23 protein-coding genes and 2 tRNA genes are annotated in these 24,457 nt (G+C 44.1%); 21 read left to right on the forward strand and 4 right to left on the reverse strand.

Annotation, left to right across the window (positions count from 1 at the left end):
- Positions 1-71 precede the first annotated feature (71 nt).
- On the forward strand, positions 72-2,042 hold the full coding sequence (locus BMW45_RS08120; RefSeq protein ID WP_092242069.1) for a methyl-accepting chemotaxis protein: 1,971 nt from the start codon (positions 72-74) through the stop codon (positions 2,040-2,042).
- A gap of 493 nt (positions 2,043-2,535) precedes the next feature.
- On the opposite strand, the gene BMW45_RS08130 is transcribed toward BMW45_RS08120, so the two are convergent.
- Positions 2,536-2,928 carry a desulfoferrodoxin family protein gene (locus BMW45_RS08130; RefSeq protein WP_092242072.1) on the reverse strand — a complete coding sequence of 131 codons (393 nt, stop codon included), beginning with the start codon at positions 2,926-2,928 and terminating at the stop codon, positions 2,536-2,538.
- 197 nt (positions 2,929-3,125) lie between these two features.
- Between BMW45_RS08130 and BMW45_RS08135 the strand changes: the two genes are divergently transcribed.
- The 7 genes from BMW45_RS08135 (at position 3,126) to BMW45_RS08165 (ending at position 8,322) form a co-directional block, all read left to right on the forward strand.
- Positions 3,126-4,061: a DUF1848 domain-containing protein gene (locus tag BMW45_RS08135; protein WP_092242075.1), complete on the forward strand. Its 936-nt coding sequence runs from the start codon at positions 3,126-3,128 to the stop codon at positions 4,059-4,061.
- Positions 4,062-4,123: 62 nt separating this feature from the next.
- Positions 4,124-5,005 (forward strand): MBL fold metallo-hydrolase, encoded by an 882-nt coding sequence (locus BMW45_RS08140; RefSeq protein WP_092242081.1) that lies wholly within the window; start codon positions 4,124-4,126, stop codon positions 5,003-5,005.
- A 12-nt stretch (positions 5,006-5,017) separates the two neighbouring features.
- The gene (locus BMW45_RS08145) at positions 5,018-5,530 is read left to right on the forward strand and encodes a cysteine hydrolase family protein (protein WP_092242084.1); all 513 of its coding nucleotides are present in this window, start codon (positions 5,018-5,020) and stop codon (positions 5,528-5,530) included.
- 99 nt (positions 5,531-5,629) lie between these two features.
- Positions 5,630-5,702: transfer RNA gene (locus BMW45_RS08150), tRNA-Phe, on the forward strand.
- Between the two features lie 43 nt (positions 5,703-5,745).
- Positions 5,746-5,816 (forward strand) — tRNA-Gly (locus BMW45_RS08155).
- A gap of 676 nt (positions 5,817-6,492) precedes the next feature.
- The gene (locus tag BMW45_RS08160) at positions 6,493-7,017 is read left to right on the forward strand and encodes a V4R domain-containing protein (RefSeq protein WP_092242087.1); all 525 of its coding nucleotides are present in this window, start codon (positions 6,493-6,495) and stop codon (positions 7,015-7,017) included.
- Between the two features lie 45 nt (positions 7,018-7,062).
- Positions 7,063-8,322, forward strand: coding sequence for a GGDEF domain-containing protein (locus BMW45_RS08165; protein WP_092242090.1), 1,260 nt, complete (start codon positions 7,063-7,065; stop codon positions 8,320-8,322).
- Positions 8,323-8,417: 95 nt separating this feature from the next.
- On the opposite strand, the gene BMW45_RS08170 is transcribed toward BMW45_RS08165, so the two are convergent.
- On the reverse strand, positions 8,418-9,779 hold the full coding sequence (locus tag BMW45_RS08170) for a sensor histidine kinase (protein WP_092242093.1): 1,362 nt from the start codon (positions 9,777-9,779) through the stop codon (positions 8,418-8,420).
- Positions 9,780-9,793: 14 nt separating this feature from the next.
- Positions 9,794-10,543, reverse strand: coding sequence for a LytR/AlgR family response regulator transcription factor (locus tag BMW45_RS08175; RefSeq protein WP_092242096.1), 750 nt, complete (start codon positions 10,541-10,543; stop codon positions 9,794-9,796).
- Positions 10,544-10,856: 313 nt separating this feature from the next.
- Here BMW45_RS08175 and BMW45_RS08180 point away from each other — a divergent pair, with 313 nt between their 5' ends.
- The 9 genes from BMW45_RS08180 (at position 10,857) to BMW45_RS08215 (ending at position 19,815) form a co-directional block, all read left to right on the forward strand.
- On the forward strand, positions 10,857-11,555 hold the full coding sequence (locus tag BMW45_RS08180; RefSeq protein WP_092242098.1) for a flavodoxin family protein: 699 nt from the start codon (positions 10,857-10,859) through the stop codon (positions 11,553-11,555).
- 183 nt (positions 11,556-11,738) lie between these two features.
- Entirely contained in the window at positions 11,739-12,056 is a 318-nt protein-coding gene (locus tag BMW45_RS08185) for a rhodanese-like domain-containing protein (RefSeq protein ID WP_092242100.1), read from the forward strand.
- A 29-nt stretch (positions 12,057-12,085) separates the two neighbouring features.
- Positions 12,086-12,223: a hypothetical protein gene (locus BMW45_RS27775; protein WP_166433302.1), complete on the forward strand. Its 138-nt coding sequence runs from the start codon at positions 12,086-12,088 to the stop codon at positions 12,221-12,223.
- 529 nt (positions 12,224-12,752) lie between these two features.
- Positions 12,753-13,463 carry a GntR family transcriptional regulator gene (locus BMW45_RS08190; RefSeq protein ID WP_092242110.1) on the forward strand — a complete coding sequence of 237 codons (711 nt, stop codon included), beginning with the start codon at positions 12,753-12,755 and terminating at the stop codon, positions 13,461-13,463.
- Positions 13,464-13,654: 191 nt separating this feature from the next.
- Complete coding sequence (locus BMW45_RS08195) at positions 13,655-15,046, forward strand: citrate transporter (RefSeq protein WP_092242113.1); 1,392 nt, start codon at positions 13,655-13,657, stop codon at positions 15,044-15,046.
- A gap of 286 nt (positions 15,047-15,332) precedes the next feature.
- Positions 15,333-17,471, forward strand: a complete 2,139-nt coding sequence (locus tag BMW45_RS08200; RefSeq protein ID WP_092242116.1) for a hydantoinase/oxoprolinase family protein — start codon at positions 15,333-15,335, stop codon at positions 17,469-17,471.
- A gap of 5 nt (positions 17,472-17,476) precedes the next feature.
- The gene (locus BMW45_RS08205) at positions 17,477-18,253 is read left to right on the forward strand and encodes a hypothetical protein (RefSeq protein WP_092242117.1); all 777 of its coding nucleotides are present in this window, start codon (positions 17,477-17,479) and stop codon (positions 18,251-18,253) included.
- Positions 18,254-18,271: 18 nt separating this feature from the next.
- Positions 18,272-19,321 carry a 3-dehydro-L-gulonate 2-dehydrogenase gene (gene yiaK, locus BMW45_RS08210; RefSeq protein WP_025230317.1) on the forward strand — a complete coding sequence of 350 codons (1,050 nt, stop codon included), beginning with the start codon at positions 18,272-18,274 and terminating at the stop codon, positions 19,319-19,321.
- A 41-nt stretch (positions 19,322-19,362) separates the two neighbouring features.
- Positions 19,363-19,815 (forward strand): NanQ anomerase/TabA/YiaL family protein, encoded by a 453-nt coding sequence (locus BMW45_RS08215; protein WP_092242118.1) that lies wholly within the window; start codon positions 19,363-19,365, stop codon positions 19,813-19,815.
- A gap of 48 nt (positions 19,816-19,863) precedes the next feature.
- On the opposite strand, the gene BMW45_RS08220 is transcribed toward BMW45_RS08215, so the two are convergent.
- Positions 19,864-20,511 (reverse strand): GntR family transcriptional regulator, encoded by a 648-nt coding sequence (locus BMW45_RS08220; RefSeq protein WP_092242121.1) that lies wholly within the window; start codon positions 20,509-20,511, stop codon positions 19,864-19,866.
- Positions 20,512-20,691: 180 nt separating this feature from the next.
- On the opposite strand from BMW45_RS08220, the gene BMW45_RS08225 reads away from it, so the two are divergent.
- The 4 genes from BMW45_RS08225 to BMW45_RS08240 all read left to right on the forward strand — a co-directional run bounded on the left by BMW45_RS08225 (position 20,692) and on the right by BMW45_RS08240 (position 24,423).
- A complete protein-coding gene (locus BMW45_RS08225; protein ID WP_092242124.1) occupies positions 20,692-21,381 on the forward strand; it encodes a cyclase family protein in 690 nt (229 codons plus the stop codon).
- Between the two features lie 15 nt (positions 21,382-21,396).
- Positions 21,397-22,311: a ketopantoate reductase family protein gene (locus BMW45_RS08230; protein WP_092242130.1), complete on the forward strand. Its 915-nt coding sequence runs from the start codon at positions 21,397-21,399 to the stop codon at positions 22,309-22,311.
- A gap of 153 nt (positions 22,312-22,464) precedes the next feature.
- Positions 22,465-23,340: a dihydrodipicolinate synthase family protein gene (locus BMW45_RS08235; RefSeq protein WP_092242132.1), complete on the forward strand. Its 876-nt coding sequence runs from the start codon at positions 22,465-22,467 to the stop codon at positions 23,338-23,340.
- 60 nt (positions 23,341-23,400) lie between these two features.
- Positions 23,401-24,423: a zinc-binding alcohol dehydrogenase family protein gene (locus BMW45_RS08240; RefSeq protein ID WP_092242134.1), complete on the forward strand. Its 1,023-nt coding sequence runs from the start codon at positions 23,401-23,403 to the stop codon at positions 24,421-24,423.
- The last annotated feature ends 34 nt before the right edge of the window (positions 24,424-24,457 follow it).

Here is a 24,457-nt window from a genome sequence, read left to right on the forward strand (position 1 = left end):
CGATATACCCATTAGGCCACTATAAATTGTAATGGCAGAGGGGCAAACTGGATATCGGAGGATAACGTAATATGAAAAGGAAATACAAAGGAATAAAAAAAGAACTGGTAACATTCATCATTGGATGTATCATCTGTATTGTATTTGTACTGTCCGTAGGCTCCATTTATCAGACCTATCATACGACCCGGAAATCACTGGCCAAGAGTTTAAAGGAAACATCGGAACTGGTTTCTGAAAAAATAACTCAGAAGCTGGAAGAGTATTCCATCATATCCGAGTCAATTGCCCTTTATATGAAGGGGAATGTGCAAAAAGGAGGCAACATCAATATATTTTTACGGATCTCATGTTCCCAGTACGGCCTTAATAACATCGATATCATTTCGTCTGACGGAACCTCTGTTGTCAATGGGAAATCCTATGAGCAGGACAATGCATACCTGCAGGCAAAAAACGGAACTCCTTTTTTATCCGATCCGATCCTTCAAAAAGATTCTGCCTCCTTTGAATATGCATACCCCTATGATGATCTGGTGGTCATGATTGAATTTCCTTATTCTGTTTTCCAGGAGATGATTGCGGACACAAAGCTTGGGGATACCGGAAGCACTTATATTTTAAACCGGAATGGCACGAAAGTGGCCCACGAGGATTTTTCCCTGGTATTATCACAGCAAAATGACGCAGAGTCTGCAAAAACCAGTCAAGCTGCCTATGGAGAGATTGCAAAGCTGGAAGCTGCAATGGTAAACGGTGAAACCGGCTTTGGATTCTATCGTTGGAATGGGGAAAATCGGTTCGGTTCCTATACCCCTGTGGGTAACACCAATGGATGGTCCGTAAATGTGACAGCTTCAGAATCTGAATTTATGTCCGGTGTTGCAACCTCTATGTTAAATGCTGTTATTTTAGGAGTTGTCTCTCTGATACTTGCGGTTTTCGTTATGCTTCGGATCACGGACCGGATAACAAAACCCATTGGGCAGGTGGTAAATTCCATTGACCAGTTATCCGCCGGGGATTTGAGCATTGACCTTAATATGGAACGCCGCGATGAAATAGGGGAAATCGGGGAAAAAGTCAATGAAATGGCAGGGAAATACAGAGATATTATCCACGATATATCCCGGTTTTTACATGAGGTTTCTTATGGGAACCTGACGGTTCAAAGTAATTGTGAGTATCCAGGGGAATTTAACGGCATACGAAGCTCCATGGAAATGATCGCTTCCCGTTTAAAAGATACCATATTAAATATCCGTTCCTCCGCCGAAGAGGTCAATTCTGGAGCCGGACAGGTTTCCGGTGCTTCCCAGGCACTAGCATCCGGAGCAGCCGTGCAGGCAGCAACGGTGGAGGAATTAAGTGCCTCCATTGCAGATGTTTCGGAAATGGCAGGTAAGAATTCAGAGCATGTACGGAAGGCTTCCGATTATGTAAAGCAATCTGGATTAAGGGTCAGCGCAGGGAACCGGCATATGCAGAGTCTTCATTCGGCTATGGAAGAGGTAAGCTTATCTTCTGAGAAAATATCCGGTATCACAAAAATAATTGAGGATATTGCATTTCAGACCAACATTCTGGCTTTAAACGCTGCAGTTGAAGCAGCCCGGGCCGGGAGTGCGGGTCAAGGGTTTGCGGTGGTAGCAGGAGAGGTCCGGAACCTCTCAGCCAGGTCTGCTGATGCGGCAAAACAGACTGCCCAGCTGATCGGGAATACGGTAAAAGCGGTTTCAGAGGGAAAAAGGCAGACGGCTGAGACGGCAGGAATCCTTAAGGAGATTGCCGATAAATCCATTCTTGTAGAACAGGTAATGGAGGAAATTGAATCAGCCTCATTGGAACAGGCCAAGGCTATGGAGCAGATCCTGGGAGGACTATCCCAGGTATCTGCCGTGGTGCAGTCCAATGCAGCAGCAGCGGAGGAAAGCTCGGCTTCCAGTGAAGAACTGGAGGCACAGGCCCAGGCTTTAAGGCAGGAGGTTGCAAAGTTCCAACTGTTTGAGGAAACTGTTTCTCACGAAGAAAATGAAAATTAAAAAAAAATAATCCTGGTTAAGGATCCTCCAGTAGGGATGTTTACAAAAAGGATAATTGTTAAGCATTAAAGCCTGACGATTACCGATGAATTGTAAATAATCTTTATTGGAGGATTTGTTTTATAGAAATTAAAACCGAATCACACCATTATCCTACTTGCTTAGTATCATGAGCGTTGTTAAATGATTCAAATCGTTGTATACTAAAGGCAATACATGACTGTAATGGCCATGCTTCATTTACCCGAAGAAGAGACTACGATTGTCAATATTGCCAATAAATTAGGGGCTACGAAGCAAAACGTTACGCAACTGATCGGAAGCCGGGCCGATGTTTTTAATGGATTTGGTAAGAAAGAGAAAAACGAGTTCCGTTGTATGCTTATGGGAAGAATGAGACATAGGAATCGCCGCAGGATTTTTAATCCTGCGGCGATATTGGAAACAGAGTATGCATCTTTCTTGGAGTGTGCTTCAGGGAATACTTTTTTCGTTACGCTTCTGTTTTCCAGAATCCATGAAGATTGCAGTAGGCGAAAGCGGCTTTTGGAGAATCGCCGTCCTCCAGAGTAAAGCAGGCCACCGGTTCACAGTCAGGGCTTAAGCTAACTCTCATGATACTTCCAGCTGTTGTCTGCAAGCAGACCCAGGAAATGCTGTGTTCCTCGGTCATGGGATGGAACGTACTGCCCACCTTTACGGTCACATGATTTCCTTCTGTCTCAATGACCGGAACATGTTTTTCCGTGGCACCGTCCGAAGTATTAGGCTCCAATATTTCAAAAGGCTTCAAGCTGTCCGGAAGCGCGGCATTTGGAGTACCGGAGATGGCTTCCAGAATGACGTTATGATTTTTGTCAGTTAAAAATACAGGTTCATTTTTCATGGGGATCCTCCAGTTGTTGATGATGATAGAAAGCGGCTTCATTTCATATATCAGAATTCCCAGTTAATAGGCAAAACATTATGCCAACTTATTCCAGATAGATGCATATTTGAAGTTCTTATAAAAGTTAAAGAGGTTGAAGAGGGCGCATGGAAGGCTTATAATGGTTTTACTAAGAAAAAACAGGAGAAAGAAATATGATACTCAGTGTCAGCAGGCGGACGGATATCCCACAATTTTATTCGGATTGGTTTTTTAACAGGCTGAAAGAAGGGTATCTTTATGTAAAAAATCCCATGAACAACCATCAGATCAGCCGGATCCATCTCTCTCCGGAGCAGGTGGAGCTTATGGTATTCTGGACGAAAAATCCGGAGCCTATGATGGAACGAATCCGGGAGCTTGGAAGCATCCCATTCTATATCCAGTTTACATTGACGGGATATGGAAATGATGTTGAGCCTGGACTGCCGGATAAAAGGCATTTGATTGATGTTTTCCGGGAAACGGCAGAAAAAGTGGGAAAAAGCCGTATGGTCTGGCGGTATGATCCCATATTCCTTAACGGCCGTTACAAAGAGGAATACCATTTGCGGGCCTTTGAAGAAATCGCCAGAGGTGTATGCGGTTCTGCGGAAAAAGTAGTGATCAGTTTTCTGGACAAGTATGGAAAGACGGAACGTAACATGAAGGGAATCCCGGTAGAAGAATTGGATGAAGAAGGGATGAAAAGGCTGGGCAAAGAACTGGCTGCGATTGCCGGTACTTACGGACTCAGGATTGAAGCATGTGCGGAAAAAGCTGATTTAAGTTCTGCCGGGATTTCACGAGGAAGCTGCATTGACCCTGCGATGGCGGAATACTTAATCGGCGGTCCGGTATGCCGGAGGAAGGATAAAAATCAAAGAACAGAATGTGGATGCATGGAAAGCGTTGAAGTGGGAACTTATGACACCTGCTTGGCCGGTTGTAAGTATTGCTATGCCAATGACAGTGTGGAGGCAGTGAAGAGGAGACGCACATTATACGATAAACATAGCCCGCTGCTTTGCGGAAGAGTGGAAGAAGGAGACAGGATTTCGGAGCGGAAAGGAAGGTCTGTCCGGAAAGATCCGACTCTTCCTTTCCTGTAAGATCATTATCATCATTAAAACTACAGTTTTCAAAGGATTTCTACTATATGGAGGTTTCCCAAATGTATGAGTTAAATCAGGTTAGCACAAATAGTTATTATGTTCAAAGCCCGGCAAAGATTGGCATTGTTAAGCTTAACGATACGGAAGTATGCCTTATTGACAGCGGAAGTGACAAGGATGCCGGGCGGAAAGTCAGGCAGATACTGGATGCCAATGGCTGGCGGCTGACGGCAATTTATAATACCCATTCAAATGCCGATCATATCGGAGGCAATAAGTATTTACAGAATCAAACCGGATGCAAAGTTTATGCTCCTGGCATTGAATGCGACTTTACGAACCATACCATCCTTGAGCCTTCTTTCCTGTATGGCGGGTTTCCTCCAAAGGACTTAAAGCACAAATTCCTGATGGCCCAGGAAAGCAGTGCAGAACACCTTACAGAGGGGGTTCTTCCGAAGGGTATGAGTGTGATTCCTCTTCCCGGTCATTTTTTTGATATGGTGGGTTTTAGAGATATGGATGACGTTGTTTATTTGGCAGACTGCCTGTCGAGCAAAGAAACACTGGAAAAATACCAGATCGGGTTTATTTATGATGTATCCGCTTACCTTGACACCTTGGAAATGGTAAAGACCATGAAAGCAAAGGTTTTCATCCCTGCTCACGCAGAAGCAACCGATGATATCGCCCCGCTCGCTCAGATTAATATTAATAAGGTACATGAAATAGCAGATAAGATACTTGAAATTTGTAAAGAGCCGATTATCTTTGAAAAGGTTTTACAGCAGCTTTTCAATGACTATGGTCTGATAATGAATTTTGAGCAATATGTACTCGTTGGCAGCACGATCCGCTCTTATCTTTCCTGGCTAAAGGATACCGGGCGAATGGAAGTGATTTTCGAAAATGGACAGCTGCTCTGGAAAACAATAGAATAAGGGGGTATTTAAATGGTACTGTTGGTAGTAGATACACAGGATATGATTGTTACAAATGAACTGTTTCAATATGAAACATTTGTAAATAACATGAAGCAATTAATCCATTTAGCAAGAACCAAGGGCATAGAGATTATTTATGTTCGTCACGATGATGGTTTTGAGCTGACTAAGGGCGTAAAAGGATTTGAATTATTTGAACAATTTGCTCCAATGAATGAGGAAAAGATATTTGATAAACATGTTAATAGTGCATTTAGGGATACTGGTTTATTAGAATACCTGCGCTCTAAAAACGAAGATACCATTATGATTACAGGTCTGCAGACCGATTACTGCATAGATGCAACAATAAAGTGCGGTTTTGAACATGGATTTGAAATTGTTGTTCCGGCTTATTGCAATACAACTGTTGATAATGAGTATATGACGGCGGAACAATCCTACAAATATTATAATGAGAAAATGTGGAGCTCCAGATATTCAAGGTGTGTAAGTTTTGACCAGGCATGCGATATGCTTTAAAGATTTTACTGAGAATTATGTTTTTTGACATAATTTAGAAAACTTGTCTTGACAAGATGGGAGAAATCTTGTAGAATTATTCGTGTTGCAGGTGGTTATGCCCAGATAGCTCAGTTGGTAGAGCAGAGGACTGAAAATCCTCGTGTCGCTGGTTCGATTCCGGCTTTGGGCATTGTGCTTTTCAAGGCACTTTTGAAAAACTTCAGAAATTCCGTGCGGGTGTAGTTCAATGGTAGAACACCAGCCTTCCAAGCTGGATACGTGGGTTCGATTCCCATCACCCGCTTTAGCAAAAGAAACCTATTTTTGGCATTAGTCAAGAATGGGTTTCTTTTCATTTCTTGATCGTTTCTTATTCCTTATTCCCTCCGTAATAAAATGACATAAATATTCATATTCGGATTTTTAATGATTTTGCAGTAATTGTATTTTATTTTATCACTTTGGAACATAAAAATGATATTTTGGAACATTGATAGATAATATAAAAGATTTTCTGTTATGCTAGCTTAATAGTGTACTGAAAAGATACATAATTTTCTTAAGGGAGTACAAGAGAAAGCAAACTTTACAACAAATTATTCAGAATGAGTAATAAGCGGACGTTAAATCATGACACATACGCGACCCCTCCATAGGGGGTTGAAAACAGACTTCGTTTTCAGCGCAAAGTAATTTAGCTAAGATACCAACACTAAAAATCTATATCAAAAAATATACAGACTTTATACTCTGCCATGAATTATTTAGGACATTAAAAAGGCAATTTGAAACAGATTGTTCATAATAGCAAAATAAATCTTGTACAATAAAATGAATATATATTTCTCCCTATGAATCGTAAGCCTTCTAAGTCTGTTGTAAGCCGGTAAAGAGTTATGAACTTTCTCTCGTATGCGATTGTCCAGAATCGGCGGGGGGCTTTGTTATCATTTTACAGTACATATTAAGGAGGAGTTTTTATGATTTATGAAAGCAAACCATCTCAGTTCACCTGGGAATCCCTTGGAAACATTAATGAGGGAAGAAAGAATATGGGCTCTGATGTACCGGTGCTTGTTTACCGTCTGCTGCAATACACCTTAAAGGATATCCTGGCCCGTGAATATGACGAGGAGACTTCCCGCCGCCTGTTTAAGGCTGCCGGGCACTTGGCTGGCAAAGAACTGGCAAAAAATGTACTGGATCTTTCGGGTGATTTTGATTTCTTCATCGCCAATTTAACGAATAAGCTGATGGAGCTGAAGATTGGTATCCTGCGTATGGAACGAATGGATATGGATTCCCTGTCATTTACACTGACCGTTTCAGAGGATCTGGATTGTTCCGGCCTTCCCATTTCAGGAAAGACGGTTTGTGATTATGATGAAGGCTTTATAGCGGGGATTCTGGAAGTTTACAGCGGTTGTAAGTTCCAAGTGAAAGAGATTGATTGCTGGTCTACCGGAGACCGAACCTGCCGGTTTGCGGCTGAGAGCCTGGGATAAGGGGCGGCAGGAGTAGAGGTGTGAGTCGTGATTAGGAGGCAGGAGATGAACCAGGAAGATCATACGATGCTTATAACAATACAAAATTTATTAGATAACCTGCTGACCGGGAAACAATGCGGCTTTTTGGAGGCAGAGGACTCTGCGCCGGAATGGCAGAAACTTATTGGACAGATCAATCAATTGACTCATGATATCAATGAAATGAACCATCTGGCGATTGACTTATCGGAAGGAAGGCTGAATGGACCGCTTCCTGCCAGGCACAATTATATGTCCGGTCCCCTTAAGCAGCTGCACTCGCGGCTCTCCGTTTTGACCCAGAGCGGGAAACTGCTGAAAGAAGGATATGTGGTCAGCAAGCTTGAGTGTACCGGAGAACTGTTTGATATGTTTAATGGATTGATTGACCTGGTTGCAGACGCATCGATAAGAGATAACGGGGAGGCAGCCGGGAAGATTCCGGCTCCTGTCAGCAGCTGGCGTTATCATCAAATCCTTCAGGCGCTTGATCTCCTCCATATTTCCGTGTTAGAGGTAGATTTTGGCGGACATGTCGTATATGCCAATCGCCCTGCGAAACGGATATTGAGGGATATTGAATATCTGACGATTCAGCAGGTTCAGGGCAATGCCCTGCTGACATTGATCGCAGAGCTCGGAGAGCAGGATAAATTTCCGGTTTTTCGTGAAGTATATGATGACAGCAATAACACATGGTATCGTATTATGTCAAACAGGTGCATGCTGCCCAATGGTCAGGTTCTGTACCTGTATGTTATCGAGGATGTCAGTGATTGGAAAACCAGAGAACACCGCTTGCAGATGACTGCATCGACAGATATCATGACAGGTGTATATAACCGGGAAGCAGGGCTGAAGGAACTGGAAAAGGCCCTGTTATTCGGCGATGTTCCAAGTTGCCTGGTCTTTATTGACATTGACAACTTAAAGGTAATTAATGACACATATGGACACGATGAGGGCGATTATACCATTAAGAGCATTGCGAAGGTGATTTTACACTCTGTTCGCAGTTCGGATGTTGTCTGCCGATATGGCGGCGATGAATTTTTCATCATCTTTAAAAACTGTATGGAGAATACTGCTGAAAAAATCATATCACGTATGCACTGTGTACTGAAAAAGCTGGAGTGCACAGCTTCAAAGCCCTATGGGATGTCGTTCAGCCACGGCATTTTGTCTTTTAACACAGAATCTGGATATACTACGTCAAATCTTTTGCAGGAAGTGGACCGGAGAATGTATGCATGCAAAAAAAGCAAAAAGAAAGAGCAGATTTAACCTCATCAAGCAGCGAAGGAGATTGCGAATATCCGATTGACTGGCCGGGATTGTAAATCAGGGCAAGGCAGGAAGCAGCTTGCCCCAATTCTTTTTCATTTTGTCAGGTTTTCGCTTAACCTGGGAATATGGACCCTGACCAGGAATTTCTTGTTTTTAAAATCCTCTTCATATATTACAAATCCACCTAAACCTTCTGCAATTTGTTCCACGATTACCAGCCCTAGTCCGTGACATTGCTTTTCTGGTTTGGTTGTAAGGAATTTTCCGTTATGTACGTGTGATTTGCCGTCATAGGAATTGACCACCTGAAGCGTGACCCACTTCATTTCGTTAGCACTGACAATTTCTATAAACCGATCTGAAACCGGGACCCTTTGGCATGCTTCCACTGCATTGTTGGTAAAATTCGAAAAAATACGGACTGCATCAATTGTCGACAATCCCGTGTTACGGGGAATAAAAACGTTTGATGAAAGAAGAATTTGATTCTCTTCACAAATATTGGTAAGATCCTGAAGCATGGCGTCCAGAACAACGCTGTCGGAATATTTTTTATGGACAACCACTTTTTTCTGCATCTCTTCAAACATGTCATCAATCAGAAGAAGAGCCTTTTCATTATCATTTGACCGGATCAATGATTTTAATACTACCATCATGGATCGGTAGTCATGCTTGAAAGCCCGGAAGCTTTCCGTGTATTTCTGATATGATTTGTAATGCCGCACCTGCCGTTCATACTGCTCCTCCAGCATTTCCATTCTCCATTGGTACTCCTGCAGTTCCGTGCTCCGGACCGATTGGTAAATGGCGTAGATGAGCATGCCAATGGTAAGGACATAAGCTCCTAAGCCTATTTTTACATACCACCAGCCGTAAGGAGATAAGAAGTTATCGGTTGAAAATATATCACAAGGAAATAAATCACGTCCTGAATTAATGACAACCAAATTTGCTGCGGCTGTAATTTCATATGTGACGACATATTTAAGCTGATTGCGGCTATGCAAAAAGAGCTTTACCTTGTCATCGGGGAGAATAGTCTTATTTAAGATTGTAAGGAATAATAGTACTAAAGGAAGGACGAAAACGGTACTTGCATAGTAAGTCTCTATATTAGAAAGATCGTGACCGCAGAAGATAATCGCGCTGATTACTGCAAGCATGCCGCGGAAGCAGTAAGCGTTTAACACTGAGAAGCTTCCGCCGTAGACTGCCTGCAGCAAGTCCATACCGGTGGAAAAGCGCAGCCCTATGGTCATGGCGATCATGATTATCGTAAGCCTTAGCCATCGTATACCTAATGGGGTTAGGAAGATATACGATGAAGCAATAATTGCCAGAATAAGCATAACTTGAATAGGCCTTCTCTTTTGCATAGGAAAAAGCTTACGGTAGTAAAGCAGAAAAAAATAATAATACAGGAGAACTACTGGGATAACAATATAGATCATAGCTTCTCCTTCTTCTAAGATAAATTTTTGGAAGCATAAATATGAAAACGTGAAATATAATCAGAAAATGCCTTTTTCAGGGATTGAACGTAAGTGACTCCTACTGGAACTGTTTCTCCGGTTTTTAACTGGACGATCTGCTGCCTGAATGTCACGATATAGGGCAGGTGAATCAGGTAAGAACGGTGTGACCGTACAAAGTCTTTTCCGGAAAGCCTTTTTTCTATGCGTTCCATGCTGCCATAGAATTTCGCAGTTTTTCCTTCGCTGTAATGTACCGTTACAATTCTTTGCCAAATTTCAAAATAAGATATTTGATGGATCGGGACCGCGCTTGTCTTGCCGTCAAATTCAAAAGTAAATAATTCATCCTCCTTTTTTGAGGCAAGCTCTGCTGCTTTCAGGAAAACTTCCTCAAACTTTTCTGAACTTGTATTATCTTTTAAAAGATATTGGAGAGCATTTACATCAAATGCTTCATAAACATAATCTTCATAACTGGTTAAAAAGACGATTTGAGCTTTGCAGTCGCAATCCCGCAGTTTACGGGCCGTCTCCAACCCATCTGTTTTGCCCATCATGACATCTAAAAATATAATATCTGTTTGTTCAGGGGCTTCGGAAAAATGAAAAAGCAAGGATTCTCCGCTAAGATAACTGGAAAGCTGGATCTTTATCTGATGCTTCTCCGCAATTTGGGAAATTAACTCCGCGTATTGATTAATCGAACACCGGTTGTCATCGCATAATGCTATTTTCAGCATATTTTGTTTAACTCCCTTCTTCATAATAACTAGTTTTATTAATTGTCTATTATGATTCTCTCTTCCTATTTCCCCGCTGATCAGCTCATTTCCTTTTATGTTGGGAAATGCCAGAATGTCTAAAGGGATTTATCATTCGTTTATACCTTACGGTTATATGATAATATTTAGGAATGGATACGTCAAGTAATTAATCATTAACAATTGCTTGTAACCAAAATTATAGCAATAATGTTATATTTTTTACTTATATGGTATAATAATAACTGGATGAATTTAGCTTTTTTGGATACATTTACTGGAGGGTTGAGCCATGAAGATTACCGTGATTTATGCAACGCAGAGAAAGTCAAAATCCAGTACTTACAACATTGCACAGAGATTTATTCGGAATCTTTCAGGAACAGACTCCGTAAAGGAATTTTTTCTCCCAAAAGATATGCCAAATTTTTGCATTGGGTGTTGGAACTGCTTTACCAATTATAGGAAATGTCCGGATTATGGTTATCTGAAGCCGATTTTAGAGTCTATGCTTGAAGCTGACTTACTGATTTTTACAGCACCAGTTTACGTCTATCATGTTCCGGGGCAGATGAAGGCGTTTCTTGACCATTTTGGATACCAATGGATGGCCCATCAGCCGAGAAAGGAAATGTTTCATAAGCAGGTTCTTCTCATTTCCACGGCTGCGGGTGCAGGTACCAGGTCTGCGCTTCGGGATTTAAAGGATAGCATGACCTTTTGGGGCATTTCGCATATTTATACATTTGGAAGGAATGTCTATGGAAGCGATTGGGATACTGTGGCCGGCAAAAGGAAGGCAAAGCTGCAAAAGGAAATTGACAGGCTTTCGGATATAATCAAGAGAAAAAATAAACCTGTAACATCTTCTTTAAAGGTTAAAACTCTATTTTATGCCATGAGGTTTATGCACAAACAGTTTCATTTTAACCCGGCGGATGTGAATTACTGGGAATCCATGGGGTGGTTAGATAAAAAGAGGCCATGGTGATGTAGTTATCAAGCAGCGAAGCGGATTGTGATTCTCCCGGTGACTTAAGCAGCCATGCTCTTTACTATGCTGAAAATAAGAATAATTCTCATTTGTGTAACAATGTCACTGAGACATCGCCTTATAACCATTATAATGAATTCATCGTTATAAGAATATTTTAAATGAGAAGGAGATGCTGAAATGAGCATATTTAACTTTTTTTATAATCATTCGGATTTTGCTTCAGGAATTGAGCAGGCAAACAACACGTCCAATGCAGTATTGCTTGATGTACGTACGGTACAGGAATATGCCAATGGCCATGTTCCCGGCAGTGTTAATATGCCGCTGGATCGTTTGGAATCCATTAAGTTTAACAAAAACAATCCGGTATTTGTTTATTGCCGTAGCGGATCCCGTAGCAGACAGGCTTGCCGTTACCTGCGGACCTATGGTTATTCTGTCACAGATATAGGCGGAATCGCGGATTACCGCGGCAAACTGGAAAAGGGAGTATAAGCATCGCAAAGAAATGGACGGTAATGGCAATGGATAAAATCGAAGAATTAGTAAATGGGTTAAGGAATCAAGATAATAATTATGCTTATCAATGCCTGAAACAGCTTGAGGAGGAATGCGGCAGTTCCGGTGCTGTTTACCCCAACAGCCAATCTGAAAAGATATAAAAGCAGTATGCAGCCACTGATTTGCAAGGACATTCAAAATGCACTGGAAAGCATCAATCGTGTTCAACGAGAACTATAAACAGGCCATCAAACCTGTAAACTTTTAAAATTTTTTAATATGGAGTTTCGCAAAATGACTGGATACCGGTCATGGAGCGAGGCTCCTTTTTCTTTATGAAAAGGGTTTGTTTATGGCCTTCTGCACTACAATAGAGGCGGATTTTTGAAGATTGCGAGTGAACTTGTATGCAATCTTTTTGCCGGAATATTTTTAGGGAAAAATGGCGTTTATTTGTGAAAAAAACCATAAGTACGCCAAAAGATAAAAAAATAATGTAGAAAATGCTAATAAAATGGTTGATTTTAAATATCGGATATGATATATTTTACAAAGTAAACAAATAGAAAATGAATGCAAAAACGCGTATTTCGAGTACTGATATGCATTTGGCGGGATACTGATGTGCAATCCTCACAAGTGCTTGTGTGCAATTAGATACAACAGTTTTCATAGGGAGGCAAAAGAGTGATGGAAGTGGAAGTAGGAAAAGGTGACCAGAGAAGCGACATCTATAATCAGCTGCGCATGCAGATATTGAATCTGGATATTCGGCCAGGTGAACGCCTGAGTGAAAATATTCTTTCCAGTCAGATGAATGCCGGCCGGACGATGGTGAGAGATGCACTTTCCCGTCTGGTAGAGGAAGGATATATCGTCGTTTATCCTCAGAGAGGAACTGAGGTCACGCTGCTTGACAGCGAACGAATCAGGCAGGCCGTTTTTTCTCATAATGTGCTGGAACAGGCAATCATTGAGGAGATCTGCCGCCAGGGTCTAACAAAATCTCAGCTTGAACAGCTGGAAGAGGTCCTTAGCTATCAGAAATTCGAGGTTGATAAAGAAAATCCCATTGATTTTCTGATTGTGGAGCAGCAGCTTCATTATCTGCTTTCTACCTTTTGCGGCCATGAGTATGTCTGGGAGGTTTTTAGGACTATGGATTGTGATTTGCTGCGTTTGAATTATCTTCAGTATACAACATTTAACTATAAGACAGACATGTCTTCCCTGACGAGCCTTGAGCATGTCCAGGTGGAAGGACGTCTTTTGCTTGATAATCTAAAGCGCCGGGATGCAGAAGCTGCATGCCTGATCTGCGCCAATCACTTTAATTCGGTTCTTTGGAATGCGGGAACGCTTCGGGGAATCTATCCGCAGTTCTTTTCCGGACAGGCGTAAAAACCGGTCCGGATAGAAATAAATATTTATTATTATGATGAAAGCCCTGCGGGCATACCTTTATGTCCAAAAGGCATGGGCAGAAAAGATGAAAGGAGTATGGGTAAAGATTTGAGAGAGACTGCCGCCTTAAGGGAGCGGCAAAAGAGTTTGCATTGTATGGAGAATAAAAAGTCATAGGAGGTATTATTTTGGAGTACATTATTGGAATCATTTTATTAATTTCGTTCTTTGGCCTGGCGTATTACTGCATCAAGGGTCATAACCTGATGATCGGCTTCCTGCTGATTACGCTTCTTTGGACTATCCTTCCAATTGGAGGAACATTTTTTGCAAGTGAGTCATTCCTGGCGTCTAATCCAATCCTGCAGTTTGGAAAAGACAACACACTGATCGCTGCCTTAAACAAGATTTACCAGTCAGCCCCTGAAGGTTGGGGAACCACTCTGGTAAACGTTTGCTGGGGTGCCTGGTTTGGCCGCGTGCTTATGGATACCGGAATTGCTTCCACTCTGATCCGTAAGACCGTTGAATTAGGCGGAGATAAGCCATTTGTTACAGTGGCTCTGCTAAACATTGTTACGGCTTTGATCTTCACTGCCATGACAGGAGCTGGCCCGGTTATCGCAATCGGCGTTATCGTGCTTCCAATTCTTATGTCTTTGGGAATTCCCAAGTCTGTTGCACTGTTTACTTTTATGGGTTCCGTTGCATCAGGTATTTACTTAAACCCGGTAAACTTTGCACAGTGCCGTGCATTCTTTATTAAACCAGAAGAGATGCCGGAGTTTACCCTTGGCTGGTATGCATCACACTGGGGTTATGCTGCCCTGGTTATCATGCTGGTTGCAACAACAGTGCTGGCAGCATTCTATTTAAAGCGTGCAAAAACCGTACATGCATGGGCTGCTCAGACCCGCAGTACAGCATCTGAACAGAAGAATGCTCCTTTCTACACACTGCTTCTTCCTGTTGTACCTGTTGTTCTTAAGATCTGGCTGGATTTCTCCGTAATCGGCGGCTTTGTAATCGCAGGTTTCCTGGCTCTGTTCCTTTGCGGAAGAATGAATGGAACGTTCAAAGAGAACTGCCAGCTTGTTAACAAGCTGTTCTATGATGGTGTGGTTGATACCGCTCCACTAGTAGGATTCCTTCTTACTCTGCCTATGTTTAACCAGGTAGCAGCTTATGCTTCTCCTTATTTCAAGGTGATTTTAGGCAACGTAATGCCAAAGAGCGAGATCGTAGTCTGTATCGTATTTGCTGTTCTGCTTTGCATGGGATTGTTCCGTGGACCGATGACTCTGGTTGGCTGTGGAGCCGCAACCCTTGGCGTGTTATCCAATGTTGCTTCCTTCTCTGTACCGTTCTTATATGCGGTATTCGCTATTCCGACAATTACAGTAAATATCGGAAGCTGTATCACCCAGTCATGGGTTGCATGGGGACTTGCTTATACAAAGGTTGAATCAAAAGATTTCCTAAAGCTATCCATCCCCAATGCATATCTTACCGGTGTGCTGCAGTATGTCGCAACCTTTATTATGCTAGGCGGACTTGGCGCCGCATGGTTCCTTTCATAGGAATATTTTCTTAATGATGGCAAGCGCAAGCACAGCCTTACTTTAGAAAAATAGCTGTTCGATAAGCAGCATGCGAACCGAGCTGCACAATAAATATGAAAACTCGAACTCTCCAAATCTAAGATAGATCCCTCATAGGTCCGGGCGCGCCTTTGCGCACCCGGACGCTTTTCACAATTCATCTGAATGAGAGAATAAATATTGTTAAAACTAAGGTGCAAGCACCTAACAAGTATACCTTTATGCCAGAATGCGTGGCTAGGAAATAGAAAGGAATGGAAAATTAATGGCAGAACGAATACACAGACCGGTTCGTATGGGAATTGACGTAGGCGGTACCTATACCAAATGCGTTGCAATGGATAACGATACCCATGATATTATCGGAAAAAACGAAGTAAAAACGACACATGACCATAAAGACGGCGTTGCTGCCGGTGTTGTGCAGAGCTTTAAGAACTGCATGAACGAAAATAATATTTCTCCGGAAGATGTGGTTTTCGTGGCTCACTCCACCACCCAGGCTACCAATGCCTTTATTGAGGGCGATGTGGCAAGCGTTGGAGTCGTAGGAGTAGCAGGGGGTGGTCTTGAGGGCTTTCTGGCAAAGCGCCAGTTGGCTTTAAAAGACATTATGCTGGATGAAAAAGTCGGCCGTATGATCAAGGTGTATAATACCTTTATTAAGAAAAAAATGCTGACAGAAGATATCATCAATAAGAACATAGATGATCTGCTTGCCCAAGGCTCTCAGGTAATGGTGGCATCCATGGCTTTTGGAGTGGACAGTATGGGGGAAGAGCAGATGATCCATGACTGCGCAAAGAAGAAAAATGAGCCTGTAACAATGGCTTCCGATATTACAAAACTTTACGGACTTACCCGCCGTACCCGTACGGCAGCAATCAATGCTTCCATTCTTCCGAAGATGATGATGACTGCAAATGCAACAGAAACCTCAGTAAAATCTGCAGGCGTCAACGTGCCCTTAATGATTATGAGAGGTGACGGCGGTGTTATGGAGATCGGCGAAATGAGAAAGCGTCCGATCTTAACGGCACTTTCCGGTCCGGCAGCATCAGTTATGGGCTCCCTCATGTATCTTCGCGCTTCCAATGCCATCTATTTTGAGGTTGGAGGTACTACCACTAACATCGGCGTGATTAAGAACGGCCGTCCTGGTGTGGATTATGCCAAAATCGGCGGTCACGACACCTATATCAACTCTCTGGATGTAAGGATCTTAGGCTGCGCAGGCGGTTCCATGGTCCGTGTCAATGATAAATGCGTGGTAGACGTAGGCCCCCGTTCCGCTCATATCGCCGGCTGTGAATATGCCTGCTTTATGCCGGAAGAAGAGATCGTTGATCCACAGATCGAAATGGTCAGTCCAAAGCCAGGAGATCCGGGCGACTATGTGACCCTGCGGTTAAAGAATGGAAAACGCATCTGCTTTACCAATACGGATGCTGCAAATGTCCTGGGACTTATTGATGAAAAATACTTTGCCCACGGCAATGCAAATTCCGCCAGAAAAGCTATGCAGCCTGTTGCTGATAAGCTTGGCATAACAGTAGAAGAACTGGCTACCCAGATTCTGGATAAGGACTTTGAAAAGATCAACGCCTGCATCAACTCTCTGGCTGAAAAGTACAAACTGGATCATGACAGCATGAAACTGGTTGGCTGCGGCGGCGGTGCTGCTTCCCTGGTTCCTTACTGCGCCGGCAAGATGGGACTGCAGTACAGCATCCCGGAAAATGCGGAAGTAATTTCTTCCATTGGCGTGGCACTGTCCATGGTTCGTGACGTGGTTGAGCGAGTCATACCAAACCCAACACAGGAAGACATCCGTGAGCTGAAAAAAGAGGCGGCAGATCTGGCAGTCAGTTCAGGCGCTTCTCCTGATTCAGTAGAAATCCATATAGAGATCGACAGCCAGACAGGAAAGGTGACGGCCATAGCCACAGGATCCACAGAGGTAAAGACTACAGATCTCTTAAAGGCCTGCGAGGAGCCAGAGGCTTGCGAGCTTGCATTACAGGATTTCGGTCCCAAGATTTGCAATGTGGAATTGGCTGAGATGACAGACAAGTTTTATGTTTATAAAGGAGAGAAAGACGGTAAAACGCCTCTTCGTATTGTAGACAGCAAGGGATTCATTAAAGTGCAGTGTTCCGACGGTGTTGTAGAGAAATGCAAGGCAAAGGATTACGAAGAGGTTGTAGAAAAGCTTTGGAAGGAAAATGCCGTGTTTAAGACGGATACCGTGCTGCGTCCGGATTTCTTTGTATGTTTCGGCCCCAGGGTATGCGACTACAGTGCAGTAGACTTGGAGCAGGTTATGCTTCTTATGAATCTGGACTTAGGTGACCGGGAGCCAGAGGAAGATGTTATGATCATAGCTTCCGTACAGGAGATTTAATCATTATGAAGAAGGAAGAGTTTCGAAATGCCCTAAAGCCCATTACAGATGGACTTTTCGGAAAGCAAAGGACAAGCGTGTATGAGCGCCCTCACTTTGACGTACGTCCAATCGAGGACATGGTAAATGACTTAGCGGAAATTGAGCCGGTGGATTGGTATTCCTATGCATTTTCCAGAGAACCTTTAAATGGAAGGTTTAACGAGGAGCAGCGAAAGGAATGGATGGAGAAAAGTCTGGCCTGCGGCAGAGAATATGCACAGAAGGTTCGTGAAAAGTACCAGACCAGGGATCCTAAGAAGCTGGCACAAGCCATGGGAATGGATATCTCCTTTCCGGAATTCCCGGAGAAAACCGACCGGGTGCTTTTCGCTGAATACAGGGTACCTAATAAAATCTGCATCTATATGGATGCGGTGAAAAAAGGGGAGAAGCTCTTTGAAAGGCCGGGGATCTCGGAGCTGTTAGCAGAGGGGCTTGATATCAGCCGCCTTCTGCTGGCCCACGAGCTTTTTCATTTCGTGGAAGAGCAGTACAAACATGAAATTTTCACGAAGACAGAAAAAGTCAGACTGTGGTCCCTTGGTTTTCTTCATAATGATTCCAACGTGATCGCCTTCAGCGAAATTGCGGCAATGGGGTTTGCCCAGGAGATCATGGGAATCACCTATTCCCCCTATATAATGGATGTATTTTTGGTCTATGGCTATTCACCGGAAGAAGCTAGCGGACTTTACGAGGAGATGATGGTCTGTGCGGGGAGAACGCCGCGGACCGCTTAAGAGAAAGCAGGAGAAGATATGAGTTTAAAAATTCCATTTGAGACAGTAAAAGAAACAATAAAAAAAGCGTTGTTAAATGCAGGGCTTACCATGGAACAGGCTGAGGCCTGCGCAACTATCCATGCCCAGTCCAGTGCCGATGGAGTAGAGAGCCATGGACTAAACCGTGTTCCGCGTTTTGTAGAATATGTGCAGAAGGGCTGGGTGGATCCAAAGGGTCAGCCGGAGCTTTTAGGGGCCAGGGGAGCCGTTGAAAATTACGACGGACATTTAGGAATCGGTATTACAAATGCAATGTTTTGTGCAGACCGGGCCATGGAGCTTGCCAAGGAACATGGGATCGGATGCGTTGCACTGAGAAATACGACTCACTGGATGCGTGGCGGCACCTATGCCTGGAGAATGGCGGAAGCAGGTTTCATGGGCATGAGCTGGATCAATACGGAAAGCTGTATGCCTCTGTGGGGCAGCGATGAGCCGGGTGTCGGAAATAACCCATTCTGCATTGCCATTCCAAGAGAGGATGGTCCGATTGTTCTTGATATGGCGATGAGCCAGTATGCTTATGGAAAGCTTGGAGTTTACCGTCTGGCGGACAAAAAGCTTCCATTCCCCGGAGGCTTTGATAAAGACGGAAACTTGACGGATGATCCGGGAGCCATCGAGGAGAGCAGAAGGATCCTTCCCACCGGATACTGGAAGGGAAGCGGCATGGCAATTGCGTTAGATTTGGCAGCTGCTCTTATGGCAAATGGAAACAGCGGTTTTGATATGGATGAGGAAGGAAGAGGAAGCTGCACTGGCTGCTGTCAGATTTTTATTGCTTATGATCCATATCTCTTCGGAACAAAGGAAGAAATCCAGGAAATGCTTAACCGGCGTGTTGCTGCAGCGGATGCAAGCCATCCGGAGCGGGAAGGTGGCCAGGTTACCTGTCCGGGAGAACGTACCATTACTACCAGGGAACGCAGCATGAAGGATGGCGTATCCGTGGATGAGACTGTCTGGGCCCAGGTGGTTGCCATTTCAGAAGGCAATCTGGATACAAAGGATATTGCAAGCAAATAAAAAGGAACTGCTCCTCATGGGGAGCAGAAGGGAGAAAACTTATGCTTTTTTCTAATATTTCAGTTGCAGAAACATACGATTATCTGGAAGATAAATTCCGGGCAGCCTATGAGTGGCTGAGAGAAACGGATATCCGTTCTTTACCGGCAGGAAGCTATCAGGTCATGGGAGACATCGTGGTGGCTAATGTACAGGAATACACCACATTTCCTGCAGAGCAGGGATCCTTTGAGACCCATGAGAAATATTTTGATATTCAGTACATGGTTTCCGGAAGGGAACAGTTCGGCATCTGCAAAAGAGACGGCTTAAAGGTGAAAGAACGGATCGAGGAAAACGATGTGATTTTCTATGAAGAACCAGAGTTTAGCGGAAGCGTTCTGCTGGAAGAAGGAGATTTAATCATTGTGGCCCCTGAAGATGCCCATAAGCCCCGCTGCGCGGCAGGAATGCCCTGTGATGTAAAGAAGGTCGTAGTAAAGATCGCTCTTTAAAAAATAAATCTGTCCGGCCTATTGTAATTCCAGGTCGGACAGAAAACGTTAAATGATATTCATGGTCAAAGGCATCATAAGGTGATTGATCAGGACCTGATAGGCCTGGATGCTATCCCCTTTTTTCAGATGCTGGTAAAAGGTTAAATGCTCTTCATAGGTAGCCTGTGCACGGCCGGCAACGGTCAGGGCATTGGCAGTGGTCAGATGTATGGTATAAAGAAGGCGCTGGAACAGATGATCAAATTCGCCGTTCTCAGCGAAATGGACTAAAAGCATATGAAACTGATGGTCCTCTTCGGTAAAGGACTCCGGGAAGTTCTTTGCGGAGAGAGCGGTTTTCTGCCTGGCAAGGGATTCTTCCATATCCTTTAAAAGCTTGTGAAGCCGTTTTTTATCCTCGCAGCCTGCGGCCAGATGGACACAAAAGCCTTCAATGGCGCAGCGGACCTGGATGGATTCCCGCATGGTCTCCTTATCCAGACGCCGGATCATGAATCCTCGGCTGGGAATGATGGTGATATAACCTTCCTGAGAGAGATACTGAAGTGCCTCACGCAGAGGGGTCCGGGAGATCCCCAGTTCCTTTGCCAGTCTGGTTTCCGAGTATAAAACCTCTGAGTCCAGGGATTTGGAAAGGATCTGTTCTTTAATTGTATGATAAGCCTGATATTGCAGGGAACCGGTATCGTTCATGAAAGACTCCTGTCGTTTTTGGAAATACCAGACAACCTTGTCTGGCTATAAGTGTTACGGAAATTATCATACCTGAAAAGAACCATGAAGTCAATAAAAAAAGATTGACCGGTATACCGGTATACTGGTATAATAAATAGAGAAAGAAAAAACTATTTTTTAACACAGGAGGTACAAACAATGAGCGCATATGAACTGGGAAATGGGTTAAGAGTCATTGATTTAACAAAGCAGCTGGATCCGGAAACTGAGACAAGAAGGTGTCATTTATTCCGTTTTAACACAGGTGGTCCAATCCCGGATTTCCACACCATTATGGACTTAACCAGCCATTTAGGCACTCATGTGGAATGTCCATATCACCACAATGATAACTGGACAGACGTACAGGGTCTGCCGATCAGCACCTTCATGGGCCGTGCGATCTATGTAAACATCACTCATATGGAGCCTAACGGCAAGATTAAGGGAGAAGATTTAGAAAAAGCCTGCGGCGGCCGCATCAAAGAAGGAGATATCGTTATCCTGGATTCCCCGCGCAAGCTTCCTCCATTCACTCCTGCTTCCAACACGAAAGAGGATGAGCGCCTTTTCATCTGCCGTGAGACTGCAGAGTGGTTAAAGGAGAAGAAAGTAAAATGCGTTGGCTTTGGCGACGGCGTTTCCATTGAGAGCAACAACGAGGATGTGTGCGCATTCCACGACGTTCTGATGGAGGTTGATGTGGTATTCTTAGAGGTATTAAAGAATTTAGAAGAGCTGACCACTGACACATTCTTCATGTCCTACGCTCCAATGCCGATCAAAGGTCTGGATTCCTGCCCGATCCGCGCATATGCCATCGAAGGAATTGCGGAATTTTCGAAATAATAGAGGGTGAAATTAATGAAGATTGCTGTTATAGGGGCAGGGGCCATGGGTTCCATCTATGGTTCCCATTTGTCCCTGAACAATGAAGTATATATGGTAGATACGGCTCCTGCAGTTGTGGAGCACATTAAAAAGGAAGGGATCAAGCTTCTGGAAGATAACGAGGAGCATGTTTACCGTCCCAATGCTGTTGCTTCCACAGAGGGTATGGAGCCTATGGATCTTGTCATTCTGTTCGTTAAATCCTTATATTCCAAAGCAGCACTGGATACAAACAGAAGCCTGATCGGTCCTGGGACCTACGTGATGACCCTGCAGAATGGTTCCGGCCACGAGGATATCCTGGAGGAGTTTGTTTCCAGGGATCATATGGTCATCGGTACCACAGAAGACAATGGCGCAGTTTTGGGCCTTGGCTATGTGAAACGAGGCGGTACAGGCAATACCAACGTAGGCATGCTGGCAGAAGATAAAGAGCAGTTCCTTCCAAGGCTGAAAGAAGCTTTCGAATGCTGCAGCTTTCGGGTAAATGTCCATTCCAATATCCAGCAGCTTATCTGGAACAAGCTTTTCACTAATGTATCATTAAGTGCGGTCACAGGCATCCTTCAGGTGGATATTGGGTATATCGCATCCAATGAACATGCCTGGAATATGACGGTCCGCCTGATTAAAGAGGCGGCTTCCGTGGCCCGCGGTCTGGGCCTCCATGCGGATGACGATGAGATCATAGAAAAGGTGAAGAAGACATCGGAGATGTCTCCTAACGGCTGCACTTCCATCCGTGCAGATCTTCAAAATGGACGGAAAACAGAAGTAGATACGATCAGCGGCTCCGTAGTAAGGGCTGCAAAGAAATGCGGCATTCCGGTACCGATCCATGAGTTCCTGGTGGAAATGGTACACGCTATGGAAGACAAAAGCCGGTAACAGGATATAGAAAGAGGCTGGTTTTTTGCCGCAGGGTGTATGCGCTGCCGGATACCGGCCTCTTTATCATTTATTCTCGTGAAGCTGGACCCAGAGAAGGGGTCTTATACATGTACAGGGGAAAAAGTCAAATGATAAGGGGGATTACAAACCATGAAGAAATTATATGTTGCTTCCATCACTCCGTTTCAAGAGAATGGAGAAATCAATGAATCCGCTGCAAGGCAGCTGTGGGAGAGAAATATTTCAGAGGGAGCGGATGGATTCTTTATCGGAGGAAGCTCGGGAGAGTGCTTTCTGCTGACCAGAGAGGAGAGGGTCCGTTCCTTTGAACTTGCTTCAGAATATGCAGACCGTGCGGATATATTCGCTCATGTAGGATCCATTAGTACGGAGGAGGCTGTATTCTATGCGAAAAAGGCAAAGGATATGGGCATTCGGAATATTGCAGCGACTCCTCCGCTTTACTTTGGATTCTCGGAGAAGGAGATCGCAGGATATTACTACGATATTGCTGAGGCAATCGGCCAGCCGGTTCTTTATTATAACATCCCATCCAGCACCCACAGAGAGCTGGAAGTTTCCCATCCGGATATACAGGTGCTTTTAAAATCCGGTGCAATAGGATCTGTAAAGCATACCAATCTTAATCTGCTTCAGATGGAGCGGATGAGGAATATAAATCCGGATATTAAGTGCTTTGGAGGCTTTGAAAGCTGTATGGTGGCTTTCCTTGCCTTTGGCTGTGACGGCTTTATCGGAAGCAGCTTCAATTTTATGCTGCCCCAGTTTAAGCGTTTGATGGAGCAGTATCTGGAAGGAAAGGAGGAGGAAGCCAGAATCCTCCAGACCAAATGCAACAACATCCTGGATGTACTTTTAAAGAACGGATTGTGCGCGAACTTAAAGTATATCGTTTCCAGCCAGGGAATTCCGGCCGGAGAAGTGAGAAAGCCCATGCTGCCTTTGACACAAGAGAAGAAAGCTGAGATGGATCAGGTGCTTAAGCAGTATCTGGAAATCCGTTAATGCTTTTTGGATACAAGCTACAGGATCAGGCTTAAAATTATAAAGGAGATTTAAAGACTTATGAAAGCGGTACAGATTGTAAAACCATATGAGTTAAAAGTCATCGATGTAGAAATGCCGGTAATGGACGAAAAAAATAACGTGCTGATTAAAATGACTGCTGCGGGAATTTGTGGCTCTGATGTAGGTATTTATCATGGAACCAATGCTGCGGCTACCTATCCCAGGATCATTGGACATGAAATGGTGGGAAAAGTGGCGGAAACCGGCTCCTCAGTCACGAACTTAAAGGTGGGTGACCGTGTGATCATCAACCAGGTGACAAGCTGCGGCCATTGTTATCCCTGCCGGATCGGAAGAGGGAATGTATGCGACCATCTGGCTGTACGCGGCGTTCACATTGACGGAGGCTATCGTGAATACATGGCCGTACCGGAATCAGACTGTTATGTACTTCCGGATTCCCTTTCTGATGAAGACGCTGTTATGATCGAGCCTGCCACCATTGGCATCCAGTCCTGCACCCGTGCAGAGTTAGACAAGGATGACATGCTTTTAATTTACGGTTCCGGCGCTCTTGGAAGCTCCATATTAAAGACCGCCCGTTTGATCTGTGACCATATCATTGTTGCGGACATCCAGGCTGATAAGCTGGAAACAGCTAAAAAGAACGGGGCTGCTTATACGATCAATACCTTGAAGGAGGACCTTCAGGAAAAGGTTAAGGAGTATACTCACATGAGGGGCGCCACGGTTTCCATAGATGCCGTTTGCAGCAAGGATTCCCTGACCCAGCTTCTCCAGGCTACCGGAAATGCCGGCCGGGTCATGACCATGGGATTTTCTACGTCGCCTACGGAGATCACTCAGTTTGCCGTCACCTCTAAGGAGCTTGATGTAAGAGGTTCCCGTCTGCAGAATAAGATGTTTGGAAAGGCCATTGAACTGATCAATGAGGGAAAACTGGATCTTAGCGGTTCTGTTTCTCATACCTTCCCCCTGATTCGCGCTCAGGAGGCGTTTGACCTTGTGGACAGCCATGATCCGTCCATTCGTAAGATCGTTCTGACCTTTGATTTTTAATCAATTATTTTGATAAAGTAAGCGGTTCCTTCTG

The sequence above is a fragment of the Lacrimispora sphenoides genome, from assembly GCF_900105215.1.
Taxonomy (GTDB): domain Bacteria; phylum Bacillota; class Clostridia; order Lachnospirales; family Lachnospiraceae; genus Lacrimispora; species Lacrimispora sphenoides_A.

Bases quoted from the DNA above. Each gene is read 5' to 3' on its own strand.
- BMW45_RS27775 (WP_166433302.1), top strand. From the start codon at position 12,086: ATGGATAAAATCGAAGAATTAGTAAATGGGTTAAGGAATCAAGATAAT.
- BMW45_RS08215 (WP_092242118.1), top strand. From the start codon at position 19,363: ATGCTTTTTTCTAATATTTCAGTTGCAGAAACATACGATTATCTGGAA.
- BMW45_RS08190 (WP_092242110.1), top strand. From the start codon at position 12,753: ATGGAAGTGGAAGTAGGAAAAGGTGACCAGAGAAGCGACATCTATAAT.
- BMW45_RS08240 (WP_092242134.1), top strand. From the start codon at position 23,401: ATGAAAGCGGTACAGATTGTAAAACCATATGAGTTAAAAGTCATCGAT.
- BMW45_RS08175 (WP_092242096.1), bottom strand. From the start codon at position 10,543: ATGCTGAAAATAGCATTATGCGATGACAACCGGTGTTCGATTAATCAA.
- BMW45_RS08160 (WP_092242087.1), top strand. From the start codon at position 6,493: ATGATTTATGAAAGCAAACCATCTCAGTTCACCTGGGAATCCCTTGGA.
- BMW45_RS08170 (WP_092242093.1), bottom strand. From the start codon at position 9,779: ATGATCTATATTGTTATCCCAGTAGTTCTCCTGTATTATTATTTTTTT.
- BMW45_RS08225 (WP_092242124.1), top strand. From the start codon at position 20,692: ATGAGCGCATATGAACTGGGAAATGGGTTAAGAGTCATTGATTTAACA.
- BMW45_RS08185 (WP_092242100.1), top strand. From the start codon at position 11,739: ATGAGCATATTTAACTTTTTTTATAATCATTCGGATTTTGCTTCAGGA.
- BMW45_RS08235 (WP_092242132.1), top strand. From the start codon at position 22,465: ATGAAGAAATTATATGTTGCTTCCATCACTCCGTTTCAAGAGAATGGA.
- BMW45_RS08130 (WP_092242072.1), bottom strand. From the start codon at position 2,928: ATGAAAAATGAACCTGTATTTTTAACTGACAAAAATCATAACGTCATT.
- BMW45_RS08230 (WP_092242130.1), top strand. From the start codon at position 21,397: ATGAAGATTGCTGTTATAGGGGCAGGGGCCATGGGTTCCATCTATGGT.
- BMW45_RS08135 (WP_092242075.1), top strand. From the start codon at position 3,126: ATGATACTCAGTGTCAGCAGGCGGACGGATATCCCACAATTTTATTCG.
- BMW45_RS08205 (WP_092242117.1), top strand. From the start codon at position 17,477: ATGAAGAAGGAAGAGTTTCGAAATGCCCTAAAGCCCATTACAGATGGA.
- BMW45_RS08120 (WP_092242069.1), top strand. From the start codon at position 72: ATGAAAAGGAAATACAAAGGAATAAAAAAAGAACTGGTAACATTCATC.
- yiaK (WP_025230317.1), top strand. From the start codon at position 18,272: ATGAGTTTAAAAATTCCATTTGAGACAGTAAAAGAAACAATAAAAAAA.
- BMW45_RS08200 (WP_092242116.1), top strand. From the start codon at position 15,333: ATGGCAGAACGAATACACAGACCGGTTCGTATGGGAATTGACGTAGGC.
- BMW45_RS08140 (WP_092242081.1), top strand. From the start codon at position 4,124: ATGTATGAGTTAAATCAGGTTAGCACAAATAGTTATTATGTTCAAAGC.
- BMW45_RS08180 (WP_092242098.1), top strand. From the start codon at position 10,857: ATGAAGATTACCGTGATTTATGCAACGCAGAGAAAGTCAAAATCCAGT.
- BMW45_RS08165 (WP_092242090.1), top strand. From the start codon at position 7,063: ATGAACCAGGAAGATCATACGATGCTTATAACAATACAAAATTTATTA.
- BMW45_RS08220 (WP_092242121.1), bottom strand. From the start codon at position 20,511: ATGAACGATACCGGTTCCCTGCAATATCAGGCTTATCATACAATTAAA.
- BMW45_RS08145 (WP_092242084.1), top strand. From the start codon at position 5,018: ATGGTACTGTTGGTAGTAGATACACAGGATATGATTGTTACAAATGAA.